Source organism: Chroococcidiopsis sp. CCNUC1 (genome assembly GCF_023546805.1).
Classification (GTDB): Bacteria; Cyanobacteriota; Cyanobacteriia; order Cyanobacteriales; family Chroococcidiopsidaceae; genus Chroococcidiopsis; species Chroococcidiopsis thermalis.
The window spans coordinates 149,067-171,459 of the sequence record NZ_CP097481.1; the positions used below are offsets into that span (position 1 = coordinate 149,067).

Here is a 22,393-nt window from a genome sequence, read left to right on the forward strand (position 1 = left end):
GCCGCTCTAGCTATGATGTTCTAATTTTTACTTCACTCAAGTTTGAGCAAGAGTGATTATCCGTTCGACTCAAAGCTTTTGAGAGGAGCGTTCAGCTAGAGAATTGCTACGATAAACCCTTGACAAATTATACAACGTTGTTTATATATAATGCTGAATAAATTTACCTAAGCGAACGCAAAGAATGAAGAAAGTAGCGGCTATTTTCACTTTGACAACCAATAACAAAATATTAGAAGAATACACTAACTTTATTCGACAAAAAAATAAGCGGCGGATACGAACTGCGACTGTGACGCTCGGTTTAGTCGTTTCAACAGGAGTTTCTAACCTTTTGATGATTCAACAAAGCGATCGCGCATTGGCAGTTAAACTAACAAGCAACGAACCAACAGTCAGTACTATTCCTATTGGAGCTGAAGTACCTCGACGCAAGAGTATAGGTTTAAGCCAACCAGAAGCAGCGCGATCGCGATCGCCATTTAATCCGCACGTCCAAAAGCTACATATGGAGGTTGAGAAACTACAACAGAAATACTCGACTCGAAGCGCATTTGCGCCGAGATCGAGTGAAGGTAGTACTTTAGTCGCGCCTCTCCAACCAATCGCCCCTAGCAAAGCAGATAGTTTAACTGGAGAACTGAATTTTCTACGGCATCTTAATTCGTCAGCCGAGCGATCGATGAAGCCAAAATTGCTTACGGCTCAAGTGCCTGACGCTCCAAAGCCAGCTATAAAAGCACGGCATTCAACTCCAGCCAATACCACTACTCCTAAATCTAGCTCTAGTGTAGTAACAGCACCCATAGTAGGGTTAGAGACTTCAGGAATGCTCGATTTGCTCAAAGAACAGCAAATTTCTCCAGATTTACCGCCTTTGGGTGCAGTAGATACTTACTTACCCAAACCTTTCAAGACTTCAACCCCCGCCAAGTATTACGCTTGGCCCGCAAAAGGCAGCGTGACTTCTAACTATGGCAGACGCTGGGGACGGATGCATCAGGGAATTGACATCGCCGCCGCTGTAGGAATGCCAATTTTCGCCTCAGCTCCTGGTGTTGTAGTCAAGGCAGGCTGGAATTCTGGTGGCTACGGCAATCTAGTGGAGATCCAACATAGTAATGGCAGTCTGACTCGTTACGCTCATAATCAACGGGTTTTGGTTCGGGTTGGGCAACAAGTTGGGCAAGGTCAACAGATCGCTCAAATGGGTAGCACTGGTCGGAGTAGTGGACCGCACAGCCACTTTGAGTTGCATCTCCAAGGCAAGGGGGTAGTCAATCCCATTGCTTATCTACCGCGTCAAGTTCGTGTATGACGATCTCGTTGAAGCTGTTTCCTCTTTGAATGCTCAACTTTAGTTCCAAGTGGTTGCCCCATTGGATTTAGAGATCTACAAAATTTAACAGCGATCGCGCCAAGAAAATAGCTTCAATCTAGCGTCACTCCAAATTCCCCTATCTTTCGCACTACAAAGGCAAGCGCACAGAGAAACCCAAAGCCTACAATCCCTGCCAAAGGATTTTGATTGATTCCTGTCACCCATTCTGGAACTTGATTCGTGTAATTTATCCAATCCGATACGTCAACTAGGTAGTAACCCCAAACCAATCCAGCGTGAAGCCCAATGGCAAATCCTAAGCGCTTTTGGTGTACCTGCCTTGCCCATCCCAAGGTTAACCCTAACAGTAGCAGCCCTGGAAAACTCGGCAACGTGCGGACAATTTCCGTCCAAGGTTTAATAAAGTGTAGTGCCGCATAGATCGTGCTACTAATCCACACAGCCGTCTTAAAGTTACAGTTCCAACGCAGTTCGTCAATCAGCCAACCTCGGAAGAGCAATTCTTCAGCAACTCCCACACCTAATCCAACTAGCAAACCTTCCAACCCAAAAGAGAGATGGACTCTAGGGAGAGGTTGCCAAATTAACCATCCCATCCAACCCTCAAAGAAAAAAAGAGTAAAAAGGCTAATGAAGCCAATTCCCAGCGATATTAAGAGTTCAAATCCGTTCTGGCGAGTTCTTGCCAGTCCATGATACTGAAGTGGCTGAGATTGGCGATGGACTTTCCTGCCCCAAATCTGCAACAGCCAGACAAACTCAACGTACAGAATCAACAGAGCGATCGTACTGCTGGTATTAACTGTTCCCCATACCCAATAGATGGGAACAGCGATAGGTAGCCACAGCAACATTAGTATCAGCAGAAAAATGCCGATTCTGGCTGGGACAGGATAGGAAGCGATCTTCGGACATAGAAGTGGCATCAAACTGACTTGTCTCCAGCCATAGACTCGACTAGATCGGGAAACCGTCTAAAACAGACAATAAAGGTAACGAATAGCAAAGCTAATTGCATCTACCTAAAATCAACCAAGAAAAAGACCGCTATGGCATAGAACGTAATACCAGTAGAGCTAGAGACACCTTGCCGATCGCAACCGTTACTTTCTGCTTTTTTCATCCTTCTTGCTAAAACCAATTTTCTTTTTAACTAAAGTATACCCATGTATTTAGACAAATTGTGTGAAAAAGATAGAGTTTTGCAAGTTCATGTTTCAACTAGTCTTGAGTATCTTCATATTAGTTGTATTGTCTCTATTAATCTTGAAGTAAAAATGTAACTTAAAAAAAACTTCTATTTTGCAATAAATTTCATCTCAATTTCATCTTGTTTTCCATATAATAAAGGTTAATCACTAACACCTCATGCTTAGCTTAGTTTCAGGCTTTTAGTTTACGAGCTTAAAAGCCTGAATTTTTACCACAACAAGAATGAAGTCAAGGTCATCACTCAGAAAAACTAGCTTCATCTCCCGATCTATCCTTCGGACTATAGGAAAAAGTAGTTAAATTTATAGTAAAAAACAAACTTTTGCTTTTTAATTTAGTGTATGTACTTTGATTCAGTTGTTATTCCAAGATTTTAGGGAAAAATGAAAATCAAGAAGTATACTAAAACTCATTCCTTAAGAGCATGGGAGCAAAAATTTTACGACTATACTGGAGAAAGGTTAAATTGGTTTTATTTAATCTTACGATTACAAGGCTCAGTTGTTCCAACTATTCTTCCTTGGATATTTTTCTTTAGTATCTATAGTTTTGCAATTGCACTACTCTATTATGAAAAAATTCATATAACCCTACCAAAAATAGATGGTATTCCTAATGTGGTGTTAAGTTTTAATCTTGTTTTGAGTTTGTTATTAATATTTCGGACTAATACAGCTTACGATCGCTTTTGGGAAGGACGTAAACTTTGGGGAAATTTAGTCAATACTGTTCGTAATTTGACTCGTGGTATTTGGATAATAATTAAAGAACGAGAAGCGGCAGCTCGAGAGGAAAAAAAGGCAGCGATGCGGTTAGTGGTTGCTTTCGCGATTGCTGTGAAGCTACATTTGCGTCGCGATCCTATGAATGAAGAGTTGCTTTCACTTATGTCCGTATCTGAGTATTCAAAGCTACAAAATACAAGCCATCCATCGCTAGAGATTACTTTCTGGATAGGAGAGTACTTACAGCATCAGTATGATTGTCAGTCGATTGATGTTTATCAACTAAATGCTTTGCAAAAATTGCTAGATGAGTTAGTGAATATTCTAGGAGGTTGCGAACGAATTTCAAAAACACCAATGCCTTTGAGTTATGCAATTTATTTGAGGCAGCTAGTAGTGTTATATTGTCTGACCTTACCTGTTGAATTAGTGAGTGGCTTGACTTGGTGGACTACTCCAGTGATGGTTTTTATCAGTTTTTTTTTATTTGGGATTGAAGAAATTGGCTCCGAACTTGAAAATCCTTTTGGACACAATCCAAATGACCTACCATTAGACGTAATTTGTAACACAATGCTTTGCAACACCGAAGATATCATAGCAGTTAATACAAATAGCGATCGCTTTTCTAGAAAAGATAGCAAATTCAGATTGTAGAGGAAAACTGTAAATATTATTTACTCAAACAATCAAAAAAGCAGAGATATTAAGTATTAGAACACTTAGTATTTCACAATATTGCTACTACATACCCAAGACTCCCATGCTTACTCCTTTAAAAACTGCCCAAACAGACACCGATCTCATTCGTATTTATTTACGAGAAATTGGTCGCGTACCACTGCTAACTCACGAACAGGAAATTTTATTTGGTAAACAGGTGCAGCGATCGCTCGCCTTGCAGTTAGTGAAAGATTCGCTAACCGCGCAGTTAGGTCGAGAACCGTCGCTTGATGAATGGGCAAAAGCTTCAGGCAAATTAGATAATACTGGGCTAACACAAGCGATCGCAGATGGTGAGAATGCTAAGCGCAAGATGGTAGAAGCTAATTTGCGACTGGTGGTTTCCATCGCCAAAAAGTACACCAAGCGTAATTTAGAGCTTCTGGACTTGATTCAGGAAGGAACCATTGGCTTGCATCGGGGTGTGGAAAAGTTTGACCCAACTAAAGGTTATCGGCTTTCAACTTATGCCTACTGGTGGATTCGTCAAGCTATAACTAGAGCGATCGCGCAGAACAGTCGTACCATCCGGCTGCCTATCCATGTCACTGAGAAGCTGAATAAAATTAAAAAGACACAACGCCAGCTATCCCAACACTTGAAACGCACGCCGTCAATTTCTGAGTTAGCAGCAGCACTAGAATTGACTCCCAACCAGGTAGTCTCGTATCTAGAGGTAGCACGTCAACCTATATCTCTAGAAAAACAAGTAGGAGAAGATCGAGATACAGAGCTGGGTGAAATGTTGCAAGATCCTGCTGCTTCTCCAGAGGAGTTTGCGATTCAGTCATTAATGTCCGATAACTTAAAGCAATTGATGGCAGCAGTTTTGACAATACAACAACAGCAGGTATTGAGCTTGCGTTATGGTCTAGAAGATGGACGATCGCTTTCGCTGAAAAATATAGGCGAACGGCTTAACTTTAGTCGCGAACGGGTGCGGCAGATTCAGCAAGAAGCCTTAGCCAAACTCCGCCAGTGCAGGGTTGATATGGATAAATACTTAATTAGTTAACTAGAGCTTTGCATAGTCCATCAATTTAACCAAGTGGCGGGTATACACTTGTAGCCGTGCCGTGTTTGCTCAAAGTCATCAATGGCGAAGGGATCGGTGGTTGCATCAAAGATGGCGATTATTCTCAACGATTTCCTTGTCTGGCTTTGTCGATCTTGAACCTGCATCTGCCGCGAAGAAGTAAACTCACAAGCAGTTGGAGCGCGAGTTCAACATCAAATCTTACAGTTTTAGTTCTTGAGTTTTGTCAGTCAACTAGGTAACAGACTCTCGTTTCAATATGGCATGAGTACCTCGTCTAAAGATAATTGTGTCTCTAGGCAAAATTTCATCTTGATTTCATCTTTCTCTGTTAAGCTATTTAGCAAAAGGTTAACTCATCTTCGAGCGAGCAAATTTCTTCAAGGTGTGAGATGAAAAAAATCTTAATTTACCTTCCTACTAGCTTGATTTTAGCTATTACAACTTCTATTTCAGCTAGCTATTCAAGTGAAAATATTAATACAAATACAAATAATAGTAGAGTTTTTAGTATTGAAGATAATTTACAGTTTCCTGCTACTCGTTGGCGGATCGTTAAACATGCTTTTCAAATACATATTCCCAAAAACATCGGTGCCCTTTCTCAGCTTATTATTGATACTCCATCCACGGTAGCTGTGAGCAATGACATTAACGTATCCGATCGAAATGGTCAGAGAATTAATACTAATGTTTTTGTTGATGATAAAAGAATCATTATAGTTTTTCCTAAAAAAGATATTTCTAACACAAAAATCTCGATCGAACTTAATAAAGTCAAGCAACCAGTTCTTGGTTCTGATTCTATATATAGCCTATCAGCTAAAGTTGTTGGCAACGATTCGGAAATTCCCGTAGGTGTAGCTCGATTCCGCACATTTTAGTACACAGATTTGACTAGTAAATATAGAAGTTTTATTATGATTGCATGACCTGAGTTCCAGCTAGTAAACAAATACAGCATACTTTTTCAGTAGTACCTTACCAGAATTATGACATGTGCTTTGATTGGATTTAAGTTAACACTCTTAGTTACGATCGTGTTCGGCTTCTAGAGTTTGGAAGATTTAACTTTAAAGGTCGAGTATAGAGGCAATTTTTGGCTTTAGCTCGATCGCCGATAATGTTAATTTATTTAAAGCTGGCGATCGCTAGAAAATCATGTCTCAGCAGAACAGTCGCGGACATAACCACAGACAGGCTAATTATAACCGTGCCTTTACCATCAGCGTTGCTCTCAATGCAGGGTTTGTCATTGTGGAGGCAGTTTACGGTATTATTGCTAACTCCCTCGCCCTACTTGCTGATGCAGGACATAATCTCAGTGATGTTTTGGGGCTGCTGCTAGCTTGGGGAGCAAGCATTCTCGTCCGCCGAAAGACAACACAACGTCGCACGTATGGGCTGCGACGCTCTTCCATTTTGGCGGCGCTGTTGAACGCCGTCTCTCTCCTAGTTGTTGCAGGTGGTATTGGCTGGGAGGCAATCCAACGGTTTCGCGAATCTGCTCCGGTAGCGGGAGGAACGGTGATTGCAGTGGCGGCGATCGGAATTGCGATTAATACGGGCAGCGCTTTGATGTTCTTGTCGGGGCGCAAGCGGGACTTGAATATCAGAGGTGCATTCCTTCACTTAGTTGCAGATGCTGCGGTATCTGTAGGGGTTGTACTGACTGGCATTGCGCTCGTTGCTACGGGCTGGCTTTGGTTAGACCCAGCTGTAAGTTTGGTTGTTACACTGATAATCATAGTTGGTACCTGGCAACTATTTCAAGAATCCTTCAATCTCATCTTAGATGCAGTTCCAGTAGGCATAGAACCATTGGCTGTCCGCAATTACCTAGCTGAACTTCCCGATGTGATTCAAGTCCACGACCTGCATATTTGGGCAACGAGTACTACAGAGACAGCACTCACGGCTCACCTAGTCATGCCCGCAGGACATCCTGGTGATGCTTTTTTAGTACGAGTAGTCCGAGAGCTTCACGAGCTTTTTGGCATCGATCACCCCACTCTGCAAATCGAGGTTGGCGATCCCAGTTACCCATGTCCTTTCGCTCCAGATAATGTTGTTTAAAGCTTGGTGTACCGAGAGGAATAACTACAGCATTACTGTTAAAAAGTTCCAGTTACTAAGTTATCTCCAAGTGTTCTACTGCAATTGCAAAAATTCTACAGAGAATTTTTAGATATAGAGTTATTTAACAAGCAAAAATTTCATTTCTATTTCATAGAACTCTGTCAATATATTGATTGATAGCTTCATTCACTAAGAAGAGAGCTGTCAATTATTTATCATTTGAAAATTACGCTTTTTTTCTTATGAAGAAGTATTGGCACGATGCTATCGATTGGCTGTGGCAAACCCCCGAACGTTCTCTAAATGCTGCTTATAATGCAGCACTTGAGATAAAAAGGATAGAAAATGAGTACCTTAGAGGTGGGCAAGTTTCATCACTGGATGATTATAGCGATAATGTTGTTAACTATATTGAATCTGAATTGTCTAAATATCTACAAATCGCTCAGACCAGATTATCAGAATTTAAGCTAAGCCGTTCTATTCTCAATATATTCATTATAAATGTTTCCTCTTATAGTAAAAATTCAAATAATTTTGACCTGGAACAAGAGGACATAATAGATGATCGTCAGACTATAGAAGTAAAAGCCGTTACTTGCAAAACAATAGAAAAACTAAACTTCATTGAGGAAGTTCTTATTAAATATAAATTTTCAAATTCAAAAAATAAAGTTGAGCGCAATCTAATATCTCAAAAAAGTGAAACAGATGGCGACACTTCCTTAATCCAGCTTGGCAAACAAATTCCTATGAAACAGACTCAAGCACTGCAAGATAAATTTAATAAACTCATCTCAGAAAAAAAATCAGTATCAAGGACATCACTTGATGAACCTAGCGTTATTCCCCGTTCCATTGGTCGAACTATAGAAAAACTCAAAAGGAACTTGAACCCAAACGCAGAAACTGAGTTGATTCAAGAGTTCCGCCGCTCTCGGTATCGAACCATCGTTTCTATACGTTATTTATTAATTCTTGTTCTAGTACCTTTTTTAATGAATCAGCTAGCTAAAGGGATTATAATAAGTCCTTTAGTAAATTCATTTTGGAATAATAACCAATCAAATATTTATTTAAATTCTTCTCAAGAAGAAAGAGCACTGACTGAATTAAAAAGTTTTGAAGAGAGGCTTCGTTTTGATTTTCTAGCTGGAAGATCTCTAGTTCTTACTCCAGAAATTACAGAAAAAGAGTTAAAGCAAAAAGCTTCTGAACTAGCTCAAAAATATAAGCTTGAGAGTAATAACGCACTCAAAAGTATTTTTGCAGATTTACTGTCAGTGGCTACGTTTGTGGCTTTACTTGTAATAGGAAAACGACAGATAGCAATATTTAAGTCTTTTATTGACGAAATAGTTTATGGATTAAGTGATTCTGCCAAAGCATTTTTAATTATCCTGCTTACCGATTTATTTGTCGGCTTTCACTCTTCTCATGGTTGGGAAGTAATTTTGGAAAATACTTTACAGCATTTCGGTCTTCCAGAAAATAAAGATTTTGTTTTTATGTTCATAGCGACTTTTCCAGTGGTCTTGGATGTGATCTTTAAGTATTGGATCTTTCGTTACCTTAATCGCATTTCACCCTCGGCAGTTGCTACTTACCGCAACATGAATGAATAAGATGAATCCACTGTAGATTGAAATTTTAGCCCGACGAACGACGCGAATTCATTAGCGGCGTAGAAGGAAAGAAGTTACTAAGATGGCTTCGCGCTAAGGTACAAAATCAAGTGGCGATCGCAACCAACTCCTCGGACGTGAACTAACATAACGCTTTTGTTTCATGCAGCAATGCCTTAGTTTAAGGGTAGCCGAACAGTAAACGTACTTCCCCTACCCAACTCACTTTGAACCTGAATGCTGCCATGATGTGCTTGGACGATCGCTTGAGCAATCGCTAGACCTAATCCAGTACCCCCCGACTGGCGAGAGCGGTCGCTGTTCACGCGATAGAAGCGGTCGAAAATTCGTGCTTGGTGTTCGGAAGCAATGCCGATGCCCGTGTCTACAACCTGAATGATGGCATAATGCTCGTGTCGGTCTAGCACGAGCGTGACTCTACCCCCTGGGGGAGTGTACTGCATTGCATTGCTCACGAGGTTAGAAATTAAGCGACCTAGATGCTCTTCATCTCCGATCGCGTAAAGGGCTTGGCGTACCCGTATATCAGCTGTTAGCTTTAAAGTAGCAGCAATTTTCAGAATAGAAAATCCTTCTACTACATCACTGACTAATTCGTTTAAATTACAGGAACTCAGTTTCATTACTAACGCTTGCTGTTTGTGCAATGTTTTTGCCGGATTTTCCATCCGCGAAAGTAACAAAAGATCCTCAACTAATCGAGAAAGGCGATTATTCTGACGTTCGATGGTTGTTAGAGCATTCTCTATTTCTTGCTCGGACCAAGGCTGCTCGATCTGGCTTTTGTTTTCCATAGTGGCTTGGATCGTTGCTATGGGAGTCCGCAATTCATGGGCAGCGTCAGCTGTAAACTGTCGCATTTTTAAATAAGAACTATAAATTGGTTGGATCGTTACTCCTGAAAACCACCAAGCTGAAGCTCCGATCGCAATGATGCCAATTGGTACTCCTGCTAATAGAATTAATCGCAAGTAAGCAAGCGACCGATCAAAGTCCTCCAGCGATCGCCCCACCTGGATGTATCCCCAAAGCAGATTCTTGTTAGGATGAAGAGATAAAGAAATTTGATGATAACGCCGACCATCGCGGTCTTGGAGGATTTGCCAAGTGTTCTGTTCTAGTAAAATTGGCAGCCCCGTAGGGTGAAAACCTGTTACGGCAACCAGGTTTCCAGAGGTGTCTAATAAACGTAGGTAGTAGTTGCTTTGGTCAAAGATACTTGTAGAATGAGACTTGGCTACTGCTGTTCGCGTTAAGCAGCTTATCCCATCCGTGCATAGACTTGGTAGGATTTTTTGAGCGTCCGGTTTTACGCGATTAGGGTAAACTAGGCTCGGTTCGAGGCTATCGTGCAGCGTACTTGCTACAGACTTCAGTTCTCGATCTAAAGCTGCTAAACCTATATGGGCGATCGTGTGATAAAGAATAAATCCAGCTAGAGTGCAAATCAGTCCAACAACGCTAGTATATATTCCTGCCAGTCGCCAGCGAGTCAGTAGAAATAGCCTATTCTGGATCGAGGATGATGTTGAAACGGTATCCCATGCCATAGAGAGTTTCAATCGAGCAACTACTGCCAATTTCTGCCAGTTTGCGCCGTAGCAGACGGATTTGGGCTGCTAGAACGTTACTAGTTGGTTCTGTACTTGCCGCCCAAATGAGCTTGACAATTTGCTCACCGCCGATCGCCTGGTTAGGGCGCTTCATGAAACATTCTAGCAGTTGAAATTCCTTTGGTGTCAGTAAAAGAAACTGCTTGTCACCGCTTTGCTTTTGAAGACACACAGTGTGAGTGCCGTAATCTAAGATGAGATCGCCGACCTGAAGTTGCTGGGGTTGGATTTGAGGCGATCTGCGCTGCAATGCCCGCAACCGTGCCAGCAGTTCTGCCATGCCAAACGGCTTCACCAGATAATCATCAGCTCCTGCATCTAGCCCAGTCACTCGATCGCTAAGATCGCATTTAGCTGTTAGGATTAAAATCGGCATCGAATTATTCCGCAGCCGCAGCCGCCGACACAGTTCTAAGCCTGATAGCCCTGGCAGTAACCAGTCGAAGATAGCTAGTGTATATTCTGTCCAGTATGTTTCTAGATACATCCAAGCTTCATCGCCATCTAAAACCCAATCAACAACGTACCGCTCTTGCTTTAACCTTTGCCTAATTGCATCACCTAAATCCGGCTCATCCTCCACTAATAGAATTCGCATAACAACCTACTTCGTCCTAGCCATCGTTTCTATGAAGGTGCGTTTGAGTTCCAGTAATGTTTTCCATTGAACGCATTCCAAATCCTGCAAAATTCCAAGGGTACAAGAAAAGCTACTGGCAATTGCATTACTTTTCCTGCTTTCTTCTATTTACTCAGAAGAGTTGGTAGATTTACTTTTAGAAAGATTACTAACAGCGCGTTGTAGCGTTGCCAGTGCGCGGTTATAATTTAAAATTGCATTAAGCCGATTCACATCCGCTCGTGTCAAGTCGTTTTCGGCAGCAATTACGTCTAATTGAGTACCAGCTCCTCCTTGAAAGCGCACGCGGGCAATTTCTAAACCCTCTTGAGCCTGTTGCAATGCAGCGGCGGCAGTTTGAATGCTGCGGGCATTTGCCTGGAGGTTTTTATATGCCTGCTCCACCTGAAAACGAATTTGATTGCGAGTTTGAGCGAAACGGGTTTCAGCGATCGCTCGGTTGGCATCCTCCTGTGCTGCACCAAATCTAGCAGCTCCGGCATCAAAGAAATTCCAGCGCAGCCTGGCTCCTGCTGCATATCCATCTTTTAAACTAAATTCGTCATTAAAGTCATCCAATATTTGATAATTGGCAAACAGACTAACCTGCGGTCTTACATCAGCTAGAGCAATTCGTCTTTGCTGCTGGGCAATTCTCCGTTGCGCTAGCTGTTGTTGCAGCTCTACTCTGTTTTTATACGCCAGCAAAATACTGTCCTCAAGCGATAGCGACCATCTGCCTGCTTGCCGCACTGGATCGGCAGCACTTACATCTACTGTCTCGCTCAAGCTCAACAATTCTACTAATCGACGACGGGCGATATCTTGCTGGCTTTGAGCGTCGATCAGTTCCTGCTCTGCATTGCCAAGCTGGACTCTGGCACGCACGACATCAAATCCAGTCCCCAAACCGCCTTCTTCTAATGAAATAGCATCTTGTAAACTCCTGCGGGCATTAGTAACAGCAGCTTGGGCAATTCGTACCTGTTCGTCGGTTTCTTGTAGATCGTAGTAAGTATTTGTGACATCGAGGCGAGTTTGTTCGTTCAGTCGCTGTACGTCTAATCGATTGAAACGTACCAGCTCTTGGGCAGATCTAATTCTTGCAGGTCTTCTACCAGCAGTAAAGATGTCGTAACCAACTTCTATGGTACCGCTGAGAACGTTAGCAGGAGAGGATTTTTCATTTAGATATTTCAAGTCGTCAAGAGTCTCTCTGGCAGTCCGTTCATTGGCAATTTCTGCCTGAGTGTTTAATGTGGGTAATTGAGCTGCCTGCACTTGTCTTAAAGCAGCTTGACTGCGCTGCAAGGTTTGTCTTGCTATCTGGAGATCTCGATTGTTCTTTCGTGCCAACGCGATCGCCTGCTGCAAAGTAATTGGCTGTGCCTGTTGGGATCGAACTTGCTCTGGACTAGTTGGCAGGTCGAGCGGATTCGGACTTGGATTGAGCGAGTCCGGCGGTTGGACAGTCTGGCTTTTTGAGACAGTTGGAGAAATTGGTTTGGATTGGGCGATCGCAGATAGAGTCTGAGTAGAACTAAAGATTGCACTGACGATCGTTAATACCACAAAACGAGCACTAACCATAAGTTTTCTGTCAGTTTGAAACACCCTTTCAATAGGGGATGAAATAGTCATGAAAAGTGCTGCGATCTTACGCGCTCAATTGTTCTGCCACCCGCGATCGAGCAGCGTTAGAAACTTTCTTGGGGAGAACAAATTTACCGAACTGCGCGTATAAGGCTGGAATCACCAGCAGCGTCAGAGCGGTTGAGGTAAACATACCACCCAAAACAACTACTGCTAGGGGTTGTAGCAATTCCTTACCCGAACCAGAGCCAAACGCCAGTGGCAGCATACCAAAAGCAGACGATAGAGCGGTCATTAAAATAGCGATTAGGCGCTCCATTGACCCCTCGATCAGCACGTCGTGCAGTGGGAGTCCGGCTGCCAGTCGATGGTTATAGTTGTCAACCAACAAAAGTCCGTTACGGATGGCAACGCCGAAAAGTGTGATGAACCCGACCATTGAGGCTACGGATAGAATGCCACCGCTCAGTGCTAGAGTGAACACACCCCCAATCATCGCCAAGGGTAGGTTGAGCATAATCATTACCGTAGCAGGAATGGAACCAACCGAGAAATAGATTAATATCGCAATGATCGCTAGCGCCAAAGCGCCGATCGCCAGTAAGGTTTGTGTGGCGCGCTCTTGTGACTCAAATTGACCGCCATACTCAATGAAATAGCCAGGTGGTAGTGTCACTTCCCGCTTAACCTTGTCACGAATTTCCTGAATTACGGAACCGAGGTCTCGACCGTCCACATTAGAAGAAACAAGAATCCGGCGAGAAACACTTTCTCGGTTAATCGTGTTAGCTCCCGTACTATAATCGACTTTTGCTGCCTGTGCCAAAGGGATCTTTCGACCTTCGGGGGTATCGATCAGTAGCTCTCGAATCGTTTGCAGATCTCGTCGCGCCTTTGGCTCCAGCCACACTAGCAAATCAAACACCTGCTGCTGTTCGAGAACCTGAGAGACAACCCGTCCATTTAAGGCAGTTTCCAGCGTTTCAGAAATTTGCCCTACCGTCAAGCCGTACCTAGCAGCGGCATCTCGGTCGAACTCAATCTGAACCTGTTTGACAGGAACTTGGGGTTCCAGTTGCAGATCGACGACACCTGGCACGCTACTCATCACCGATTGAATTTGTCCTCCCAGCGTCCGCAGTTGTTCTAGATCTGGTCCAAAAACCTTAACGGCGATCGCCGACCGGACTCCAGAGAGAATTTCATCAATCCGGTGAGATAAAAAGCCACCGACATTGGCAGCTACACCAGGGAGTTTTTCAAATTCAGTCCGCAAGGCTTCAATCGTTGCCTCTCGGTCTTTCATGCCTTCTTCGCTTAGCTCCACATCCAATTCTGCAAAGTTTACCCCTGCCCCTTCGGTGTCTCCTGGCGCGCGACCAGGACGCAGCTGGAGTGCTGTAAATCTGGGGTCGTCTTTAAATTTATTCTCCAGCACTGCACCAGCGCGATTTGTCGTATCCAATGACACGCCTGGATAAAGATTCATCGCCACCACCAGTGAAGGTTCTTGAAACTCCGGCAGAAACACCTGTCCCACTCCGCTTAGAATAACCATAGAGGCTACAAAAGCAGTTATTGCCGTCAATAGAACCAATTTAGGGCGATGCAACGAGAACAGCAGCGCCGGACGATACAAGCGGGCAGACAAACGCGATATCCAGGTTTCTTCTTCACGTAACTGCCGATTTACTAGCATTAAGGCACAAAGGGCTGGGGTCAAGGAGAGTGCTACCACCGTCGAGGCAATAATTGACAGCAGATAAGCTACTCCCATTGGGGTAAAAATTCGCCCTTCCACGCCTTCTAGAAAGAAGATCGGAGCGAAAACTATCACAATAATCACTGATGCCAGCAAGATACTGACGCGCACCTCCACCGATGCGTCAAAGACTACTTGTAGTGGCGGTACGGGATTCCCCTCTTGTTGATTTTCCCGCAGGCGACGGTAGACATTTTCCATACCTACAATCGCATCGTCCACTACTGAGCCGATGGCAACCACCAGCCCCCCTAGTGTCATAGTATTGATCCCATCCCCTGTCAATTTCAGAACTGCCATCCCTAATAGGAGAGATAAGGGCAGGGCGCTCAGGCTGATTACCACCGTACGCCAGTTCATCAAAAACAAAATCAGGACGACTGAGACGATAATCACGCCATCCCGCAACGCCTCTTCCACGTTTTTGACGGAGGCTTCAATAAAGCTTTCTTGGTCGTAGGTTGTAGTAATTTTTACATCCTTGGGCAAACCAGGTTTTATTTCTTCCAACGCGGCTTCCACGGCTTTTGTCACGGTGACTGTATCAGCCGCTGGCTGCTTGTTTACCACAAGCAGAACTGCTTTTTTTCCATTAAAGCTGGCATCTCCCCGCTTTAATTCCGCCCCAATCTGCACGTTGGCAACGTTATCGAGCAGCACGGGAACACTATCGCGCTCGGTCACTACCGCTTTCTTCAACTGATCGATCGATTGCAAGCGACCAGTCCCCCGAATCAAAAATTCTCGGTCTGGATCGATCAGAAAACCACCTGGAGCATTGACATTTGCCTCTTCAACTGCTTTAGTAACTTCTGCCAGGGTGACGTTAAACGCCCTTAGCTTGGCAGGGTCAACCAGCACTTGGTATTGGCGGACATCGCCGCCCCAAACGGTAATTTGAGTCACCCCTGGTACCGCCAGCAGGCGGTTTCTGACTTGCCAGTTCACAATCCGCTGTACGTCCATCATCGGTGTAGTGTCAGCAGTGAAGGCAATTTTGAGAATGGTGCCAATGGGCGAACTGACAGGAGCAAGTTCGGGACGCTCTATACCTTCCGGTAATTTACCCTGCGCCTGCTGTACCCGCTCAGTCACTAATTGTCTAGCTTTATAAATATCCGTACTCCAGTTAAATACAACTCGCACCATAGATAATCCAACTCCAGAAGAAGAACGAACGGATTCTACTCCTGGAGTACCATTAATGGCGCTCTCGATCGGAAGAGTTACTAAAGACTCCACTTCTTCTGGTGCAAAGCCAGGGGCTTCCGTAAGGATTTCTACCTGCGGCGGTGCAAAGGTGGGAAACACGTCCAGGGGCATCTGGAGCAGCAACTGCAAGCTCCACACAGCTACAATAATCCAAGCAATGACGACCAGCCAGCGTTGGGTAATTGACCATTTAACAATGGAATTCAGCATAGTTAATTCAACTATTGATGGGGATTTCGGCTTGCTTCAGGCTTCTCATCTCCATGCTCAAAGGGAAATGAGCCATTTGATTTGGAGCCATCTAGATCGACTCCAGTTTCGTAAACACCTGAATCAATCTGGGAAATCGGGTTAGACCGAAGACGACGCTTTGTCCAGAATGAACCCACCCAGAAAGCTCCAGCCAGGCTTGCCCCACCCAAGGGTAGGATGAGCCACCAGGGTAAAGGAAAGGAGCTTGGGGATTTTACCTCTTCACTAGGGGAGCCTGATTCTTCACCGTGGGAGTCTCCTTCTTCCTTGCCACCACCTTTTAGAGATTGGGCATAGAGGAGGGGCGCACCCTGAGTAACAATGCGATCGCTAGCAGATATGCCACTTTTTATTTCGATCGAATCGTCAGAGGTGCGACCCTGTGTCACTTCAGTAGGCTGATAAGTATTATCTTTTTGGACGTAGACAACATCTTTGCCGCCCGCTTCCACGATCGCCGCACTGGGAACCGCCAGTACTGCTGTTGGAGTGCGATCGGTCAAAATCTCTAACTGAGCAAACATTCCCGGCTTCAGCACGCCACCTGGATTGTCTAGTTCTGTTCTCACTGGAACAATGCGGTTTTCTCCTTCGATCGCCGAACCGATCACTGCTACCCGTCCCCTAAATGTACGATTTGGCAAGCTGTCAATTTTTATTCGTACTGGTTGACCAACTCTGATTTGGTTACTATCTTTTTCGTAAATATTTGCCGTGGCGAAAACTCCACTGCCATCGACAATCGTCATGATCCTCTTGCCTGCATCCTGTCCTGATTCACCTATCGTCGCTTCTCGGTTAGCTACAACTCCAGCAATAGGAGCCATAATGGTTATCGTGCCATCCGCGTTAGGGGTAGCTCTCAATTGCCGGAGTCGGGTTTGATAAGTTTGATTGCTCAGAGCTACCCGCGATCGCGCTACTTCCAGTCCCGACTGGGCGCGCTTTAGTTGTGCCTGTGCCTCTGAAACCTGCAAGCGGCTTTGGGCTTTGGCAAGGGCTGCTTTTGCAACTGCTAGTTGAGTTTCAGACTCCCACACCTGCCGTCGGGGAATGGCACGCTTATCTAGTAACTCCTTGTCTCGGTCATACCTCTCCTGTGCAAAATTCAGGGCAGTCTGGGCTTGCTGAATGTCAGTAGCAGCTATCTTCTGCTGCTGTACGTAATTTTGTTGCGCCAGCCTTAGGTCTGCTTGTGCTTGCTGTACGCTGGCGATCGCCTCTGCCTGTCTGTCCAAAGCACTGGTGCGAAGTTCTGCCAAGTCTGGGCTAGTCATAATGGCAACCGCCTGACCTACTTTCACCTGTTCCCCTGGATTGACTAACAGTTTGATTACTGTTCCCCCTACCGGAGTTGTCACGTCCACCCGACGATTCGGCAAAGTTTCAATCTGACCTGTGGCTTTAATACCAGTTGCCAGTCGCTGCTGGATGACAGGCTCTACTTTAATTCCCAATTGTGCTGCAATGCTAGTATCAATTGGAATCGGTTCAGTCATTTGACTTGCATTGCTACCGCCCTGAAACTCAGAGCCTCCATGCCCAGCGCCAGCAAGAACTTTAGCACCTGGGGTTAGAAGCAGCAGGCTTAGGAAAACTCCAGAAAATGCCTCCCGCTGTATTCGAGAAAGGTTCATTTTGTAAGGCATTAGAAATCCTTTGTTTTGAATTGAGCTAGGTGAAAGGCAAACTTTAATAGCTCGGAGCATGGAGAGATCCTATAATACTGCGCGAGAGGAAAAAGCCAAAACTCTTGCCGATCGGCTAAATTTGAATTTGAGAAGTGACAGGCGAACGCTAAACACCTATTGTTTCACATAACTATGAAATAGAGATGAAATTTTTATAGGAACAGATGATTTTTTTTATGCTACTGATGATTAGAAGCCACTGCCATTAACATTTGAAGCATTATTTTTTCAGATAAAGTCAATCCATTCATTTTTATCATTTCTAACTGTTTTGCGTATTTTGACATAGTACCATTCACAAACACTAATTTTCGTCGGATCTATCAATCACCGCTTAAATTGATAATTTTAATTTTAATCGACTAAAATTTCATTCCTATTTCATAATCTTCTGTTAATTTGATTACGTAAAGGTCGATTTAATTCAAGTAAACCTAAAATCTCAGTTGATTTAGCCGACTATTTAGTAAAGTCGAGTCAAAATGCTCGAAGCCCTAATTTATGCTGCTACGTTTAGTTTGACAGTCGCAACAGCGGTTCCATCTGCTTACGGAAGTTCCATAACAGCTCCTGCAAAGGTTCCACGTATTGTTAGCTCTGTCCAATTTCCTCAAAGCAGATGGAAAATTGTTAGACACACTTTTCGTTTGCAGATCCCTCAAGAGAGTAACCCTCTCTCCCAGTTGACGATTAGCGTCCCCGCTGGTTTGACTGTCAAAAACAAAAGTAAGATCGGTGTGTTTGACCAATCTGGTCGCCAAGTTGATACAAATGTTTCTGTTGATGGTAGCAAAGTCACATTAACATTTCCTACACCTGTCAATCCTGGAACTGAACTCAAAATTGCTATGAGAGATGTAAAAATTTCAGGCGTTACCAATGCTTGGTTATACAAGGTTCATGCTAGACTCGTTGGCATCAATGCAGATCTACCTATCGGGTTTGCTCGCTTTCGGTTTTACCGATGAGACAATTCTGGGAGTGAATTTTAATATTTCACCCTAAATTCATCTCAAGCTGTCAAGATAGTAAATAAAGGGATGAGCTGCTGCCTTTCTTTAAGGAAGACGTTAATCTTACGTTCGGACTTGAACGCATAGGTACTCAGATACTAATATTTTGTTGTATCTTCAAACGACTTCTTTCAACTAAATTAGTCAATCTTAACTAACTAAAAAAACTGAGAAATTAGTTGGATAAAATTTTTTAGTTGACTAATCCAGGTTAAGATTTGCAGCTAAATTAGCTTGTAGTCTCAAGGACAATTGCTAGCCTAACCGTTTTCACTCACGTATAACTAGAGCGATCGGAATGACTAATAGCTAGTTCTAACTTTAGGTTTGTAAAAAACTTGAGCTAGACCTCTGGCAGCTTTTGTTCAATCTATGTCTACGGGAACGGCACTTTCAATTTTTAGGCAGAGCATTTGTCAGTTTTCACTTGGCTTACCCAGCATACGGTAGAAGTATTGGAATGAATGCCAACCGAAAAATCAGTATGGTTCAGATTCAAACGAGTCCTCATCCGATCGGGAAATTTTCTCTGATTGCAGAACATATCAGCGAAGCCTCAATTTTGAAGCCTCAATTTTTAACCGTTAAGAGTTAGCGTGGGAAAACTAAACTTTTATCCCACATTAAGTTTGACTAGTCTTGCTATTTCACCTCTTCATTTGGAGTTTTGTCATGAAAAGATTTGTTATTAGTACCGTATTCGTCCTAGCTATACCTGCGATCGGCTTTACTAACACTTTTTTCGGTTCTGCTGCCTATGCAGAAAACTCGAACAGATCTAATAAAGGAGCTTGTCAATCCATTCCCCCAGCCAGACCTACTGGGGGAGGTACTAGGGAAAGAATCGCAGCTATGAAAAAGTGTGATGCAGCCCGAGCGAGCGAACAACAGATGCCTAGCACTTCATCAACAGAACAACCTAGCTCGCCATCTGAAGTACCAACCCAGCAAAATCAAGAGCCAGATAGTTCTGAGCAACCATCGGCACCAGGGTCGGTGACTATACCGTCAACCACACCCTAAAAAATGATGCTAGATGTGGATTGAGGCTACTCCTTGTAAAAAAGGTTTGTTTTTTCGCCAACTTCATGACAGTTCTGCCTCAATCTTCATTACAAGAATCGATCTGAGGCTGAGTCTATACTTAGTCCTCTGCTCTAATAGCTTTGAAACTTGATTTTGTTTGCTTGCTGCTTGAAAAACTACTTGATTTGTTAAGGCAAAGCTAACAGGGATTTTGTTCCAAGCTCAACTGAGACTCAAAAAATTATTTTTCGCTTGCAGTAGTGACAGACTTCAGTATCAAGTTTGAACTTCTTCAGTCAGGCGGAGTTTGTTTAGGATGCACAACCATGAAATTTTTTATATCCAGTAGCTTAGCAGTTTTGCTGATTTCTGCTGCAACTGTACCTACAGTGAAAGCTGAGATAGCAGCATTCACCAACACAGCAAATAATGCTACTATTAGTCAGCTAAAACCCTTTAACCTAGTCCATATGGCTTATCAGGGTTACTTCCGAAGCCAAGGTATACCTGGCTACGGCGCTTTCCTCTCAGCTTACAGGATGGGTAGAATAACCCCCAAAAAACTCGTTCAAAGCGCAGTTGAAAGAAACAAACTTTCAGCTCAAGTTCTAAATAATAAAAGATATCTGAGGGCTGTTGAAGCTCAACTGTTTTCGTTAAGTAAACGTTAGGCAAGAGTAACAAGTTTGTTAGGCTTACAACAGTCTAGTAATAGCTGTTTGACGCATTAATTTGGTTGAACTGCCTTAGCTTACAAGCTTTCCTCAATCAGCCAAAAAAAAGCAATCTGCTTTGAAGATAATGGACTGTGTTTGGGAAGGGTGAATCAGGAAAGAAGCACCGCAACAACGGCTTTCTTTGACTGAAATTTATTTCATCGTGATTTCATTTAAAGCTGTCAAGTTATTAAGTTGTATATCCATTGAGTGTTTTACTCAAGAAGTAGCGCGATTGAGAAGTTGGTTTACGTTACTACTTCCATAACTCTCTTTTTTCTACACTGCTTCGCTTTGTACATTTTCTACTCCTGCTGCCTGATGTGTGTCCACTGCTTGGAAGGGAAACTTAGTATATCATGCGGACTGTCGAATTCAAGTTAAGCCTCAATCGTTACCAACAGGCAAAAGTCGATAGCTGGCTTGCCATTCAGCGATGGATTTGGAATCAAGGATTACACTTGTTAGAGGAATTTAACAGCTTTAGTACTTGGGATAAAGTTTCCCAGACTTGGGTTCCCTGTTGTCCCATTCCCTGGACATATTACCGAGACTCTGTTGGGCAACTTATTGCTTTCACTCGGATAGCCAAAAAGAAACCGTACCGAATGAGCTGCCCTATACCCCAGGTTTATCGCAAACCTGTGTTAGAGTCACCCACGTTTTTTGGACTCCTCTACTACTTTGCTCAAAAGAACCATTCGGACAAGCCCTGGTTTTGCGACGTTCCTTGTAGATTTGTTGCCGGTACTTTGAAATCTCTGGCTGACGCATGGACTGCTTATAAATCAGGTAAACGCCAACGTCCTCGTTACAAGCAGTACAAGGATAAATTTAGAACCCTGATAAATAATAATGCTAAGCCTATTAAGATTTCAGGGAAGCGAATTACATTACCAAAGCTAGGAAAGGTAACGGTTAAGACTCTCGATCGACGTTGGTTAAAATCAGTCCCCATCGTTACTCTAAAAATAGTCAAAGAGCCTTCAGGTTATTACTTACAGTTATCAGGTTGTTTTCCAGTCAACAAAGAAAAGCCCACCAATAAAGCAGTAGGCGTATCGCTAGGCTATTCGCACCTTACTACTGATGGTGAAAAAGTAGTGGAGTCGCCAAACTTTTACCATAAAATGGAGAAACAATTAGCGCAACTCCAACGCCAGCTCTGTCGCCAACAAAAAACTTGTCCAATTTCTACTTATAACCCTAGCTTAGGAGAGCATTTTCTCAGTTGTCCTATCGATCCTGGCAAAGGAGCAAACCGAGCTAAGACCCAGCGGAAGATATCTCGATTGTATGAGAAAATTCGCCGTAGTCGTCTTGCCACTAATCACAAAATTTCAACATACTTAGTGCGAGAATATGATGCTATTGCTATAGTCAAGCCCGAAATTAAGAGAATTACTCGTAAACCTATAGCAATTGTGAATAAATTAGGAGAATTTGAACACAACGGTGCAAACCACAAAGCAGAGTTCAGTAAAGGCTTGCTGGACAATAGCTTGGGTCAGCTCGCTGGTCTAATCAAACAAAAGGCTTCAGTACAAGGGCGAGAGTTAATTTCGGTCAGCCCTAAAGACTTACCTGATGAACTGAAGCAATGTACTGAGAAGCGTCGCGAGCAATTGCAGTGGTCGCGCGCTGTCTATTCAACAAACTTCTCTAGAAGGTACCGCGCTTGGGAGTGGGAACTAACGCCTGGGGAGTCCACTGAGACGTTGAACCAGGAACCACCGCAGGGTGGACTTTCCTGCGATGCAGGGACAACCTCCAACTTTATCTTAGAAAGTATCGGTCTTTGTGGAGTAGGGGATATTCCTGAAATAATCCCGTTGCTTCAAAATCAGTCCGAGGCTAACTCTAGTTATTAGTGGAAGTTGCAAGAAACGCTTGTTTAGATCGCTTAATTTTGCGACTAATAGCCTTCATTCTTTTAGTTTTGAAGCTCTTACTTCTTTGAGCAGAACTACCAGTTTTAAATCCTTTGCGTATCAAACGCGTTTATGAATTTAGGATTTAAACACTTCACTTGTCAATCAGTAGGAAGTCAGTAGGAATTGCAGGAGAGCGACAGTCCACGGAAGCATAGAACACAAGAGGTTATAAAGTTCTTACAGCTAGACTAACTGAGAG

General features: G+C 43.5%; 17 protein-coding genes. 11 read left to right on the top strand and 6 right to left on the bottom strand.

The annotated features are described in order from the left end of the window. Positions 1–184: 184 nt before the first annotated feature. A complete protein-coding gene (locus M5J74_RS30160) occupies positions 185–1,318 on the top strand; it encodes a M23 family metallopeptidase (protein WP_250017648.1) in 1,134 nt (377 codons plus the stop codon). Between the two features lie 113 nt (positions 1,319–1,431). Here M5J74_RS30160 and M5J74_RS30165 read toward each other — a convergent pair whose 3' ends face one another. Further along, complete coding sequence (locus M5J74_RS30165; protein WP_250017667.1) at positions 1,432–2,268, bottom strand: CPBP family intramembrane glutamic endopeptidase; 837 nt, start codon at positions 2,266–2,268, stop codon at positions 1,432–1,434. Between the two features lie 669 nt (positions 2,269–2,937). Between M5J74_RS30165 and M5J74_RS30170 the strand changes: the two genes are divergently transcribed. From M5J74_RS30170 to M5J74_RS30190, 5 genes are all read left to right on the top strand, one after another. Continuing rightward, positions 2,938–3,936 carry a bestrophin family protein gene (locus tag M5J74_RS30170; RefSeq protein WP_250017649.1) on the top strand — a complete coding sequence of 333 codons (999 nt, stop codon included), beginning with the start codon at positions 2,938–2,940 and terminating at the stop codon, positions 3,934–3,936. Between the two features lie 106 nt (positions 3,937–4,042). Then, positions 4,043–5,017: an RNA polymerase sigma factor, RpoD/SigA family gene (locus M5J74_RS30175; RefSeq protein ID WP_250017650.1), complete on the top strand. Its 975-nt coding sequence runs from the start codon at positions 4,043–4,045 to the stop codon at positions 5,015–5,017. Between the two features lie 413 nt (positions 5,018–5,430). Beyond that, the gene (locus M5J74_RS30180; RefSeq protein ID WP_250017651.1) at positions 5,431–5,922 is read left to right on the top strand and encodes a hypothetical protein; all 492 of its coding nucleotides are present in this window, start codon (positions 5,431–5,433) and stop codon (positions 5,920–5,922) included. A gap of 277 nt (positions 5,923–6,199) precedes the next feature. Next, positions 6,200–7,114 (top strand): cation diffusion facilitator family transporter, encoded by a 915-nt coding sequence (locus M5J74_RS30185; RefSeq protein WP_250017652.1) that lies wholly within the window; start codon positions 6,200–6,202, stop codon positions 7,112–7,114. A 245-nt stretch (positions 7,115–7,359) separates the two neighbouring features. Continuing rightward, positions 7,360–8,742, top strand: a complete 1,383-nt coding sequence (locus M5J74_RS30190; RefSeq protein WP_250017653.1) for a proton extrusion protein PcxA — start codon at positions 7,360–7,362, stop codon at positions 8,740–8,742. 176 nt (positions 8,743–8,918) lie between these two features. Here the strand turns inward: M5J74_RS30190 and rppB are convergent, their stop codons facing one another. The 5 genes from rppB to M5J74_RS30215 all read right to left on the bottom strand — a co-directional run bounded on the left by rppB (position 8,919) and on the right by M5J74_RS30215 (position 17,463). Beyond that, positions 8,919–10,313 carry a two-component system sensor histidine kinase RppB gene (gene rppB / locus M5J74_RS30195; RefSeq protein WP_250017654.1) on the bottom strand — a complete coding sequence of 465 codons (1,395 nt, stop codon included), beginning with the start codon at positions 10,311–10,313 and terminating at the stop codon, positions 8,919–8,921. Next, on the bottom strand, positions 10,270–10,974 hold the full coding sequence (gene rppA / locus M5J74_RS30200) for a two-component system response regulator RppA (RefSeq protein ID WP_250017655.1): 705 nt from the start codon (positions 10,972–10,974) through the stop codon (positions 10,270–10,272). The genes rppB and rppA overlap by 44 nt, the downstream gene beginning before the upstream one ends. 150 nt (positions 10,975–11,124) lie before the next feature. Continuing rightward, on the bottom strand, positions 11,125–12,585 hold the full coding sequence (locus tag M5J74_RS30205) for a TolC family protein (RefSeq protein WP_250017231.1): 1,461 nt from the start codon (positions 12,583–12,585) through the stop codon (positions 11,125–11,127). Positions 12,586–12,652: 67 nt separating this feature from the next. Beyond that, a complete protein-coding gene (locus M5J74_RS30210) occupies positions 12,653–15,772 on the bottom strand; it encodes an efflux RND transporter permease subunit (protein ID WP_250017232.1) in 3,120 nt (1,039 codons plus the stop codon). A gap of 11 nt (positions 15,773–15,783) precedes the next feature. Beyond that, positions 15,784–17,463 (bottom strand): efflux RND transporter periplasmic adaptor subunit, encoded by a 1,680-nt coding sequence (locus M5J74_RS30215; protein WP_250017234.1) that lies wholly within the window; start codon positions 17,461–17,463, stop codon positions 15,784–15,786. A 524-nt stretch (positions 17,464–17,987) separates the two neighbouring features. Here M5J74_RS30215 and M5J74_RS30220 point away from each other — a divergent pair. The 5 genes from M5J74_RS30220 (at position 17,988) to c2c8 (ending at position 22,131) form a co-directional block, all read left to right on the top strand. Further along, the gene (locus M5J74_RS30220) at positions 17,988–18,473 is read left to right on the top strand and encodes a DUF2808 domain-containing protein (protein ID WP_250017235.1); all 486 of its coding nucleotides are present in this window, start codon (positions 17,988–17,990) and stop codon (positions 18,471–18,473) included. A 406-nt stretch (positions 18,474–18,879) separates the two neighbouring features. Continuing rightward, positions 18,880–19,113, top strand: a complete 234-nt coding sequence (locus tag M5J74_RS30225) for a hypothetical protein (protein ID WP_250017237.1) — start codon at positions 18,880–18,882, stop codon at positions 19,111–19,113. A 77-nt stretch (positions 19,114–19,190) separates the two neighbouring features. Beyond that, positions 19,191–19,541: a hypothetical protein gene (locus M5J74_RS30230; RefSeq protein WP_250017239.1), complete on the top strand. Its 351-nt coding sequence runs from the start codon at positions 19,191–19,193 to the stop codon at positions 19,539–19,541. Between the two features lie 329 nt (positions 19,542–19,870). Continuing rightward, entirely contained in the window at positions 19,871–20,215 is a 345-nt protein-coding gene (locus M5J74_RS30235) for a hypothetical protein (protein WP_250017241.1), read from the top strand. 404 nt (positions 20,216–20,619) lie between these two features. Continuing rightward, the gene (gene c2c8 / locus M5J74_RS30240) at positions 20,620–22,131 is read left to right on the top strand and encodes a type V CRISPR-associated protein C2c8 (protein ID WP_250017242.1); all 1,512 of its coding nucleotides are present in this window, start codon (positions 20,620–20,622) and stop codon (positions 22,129–22,131) included. The last annotated feature ends 262 nt before the right edge of the window (positions 22,132–22,393 follow it).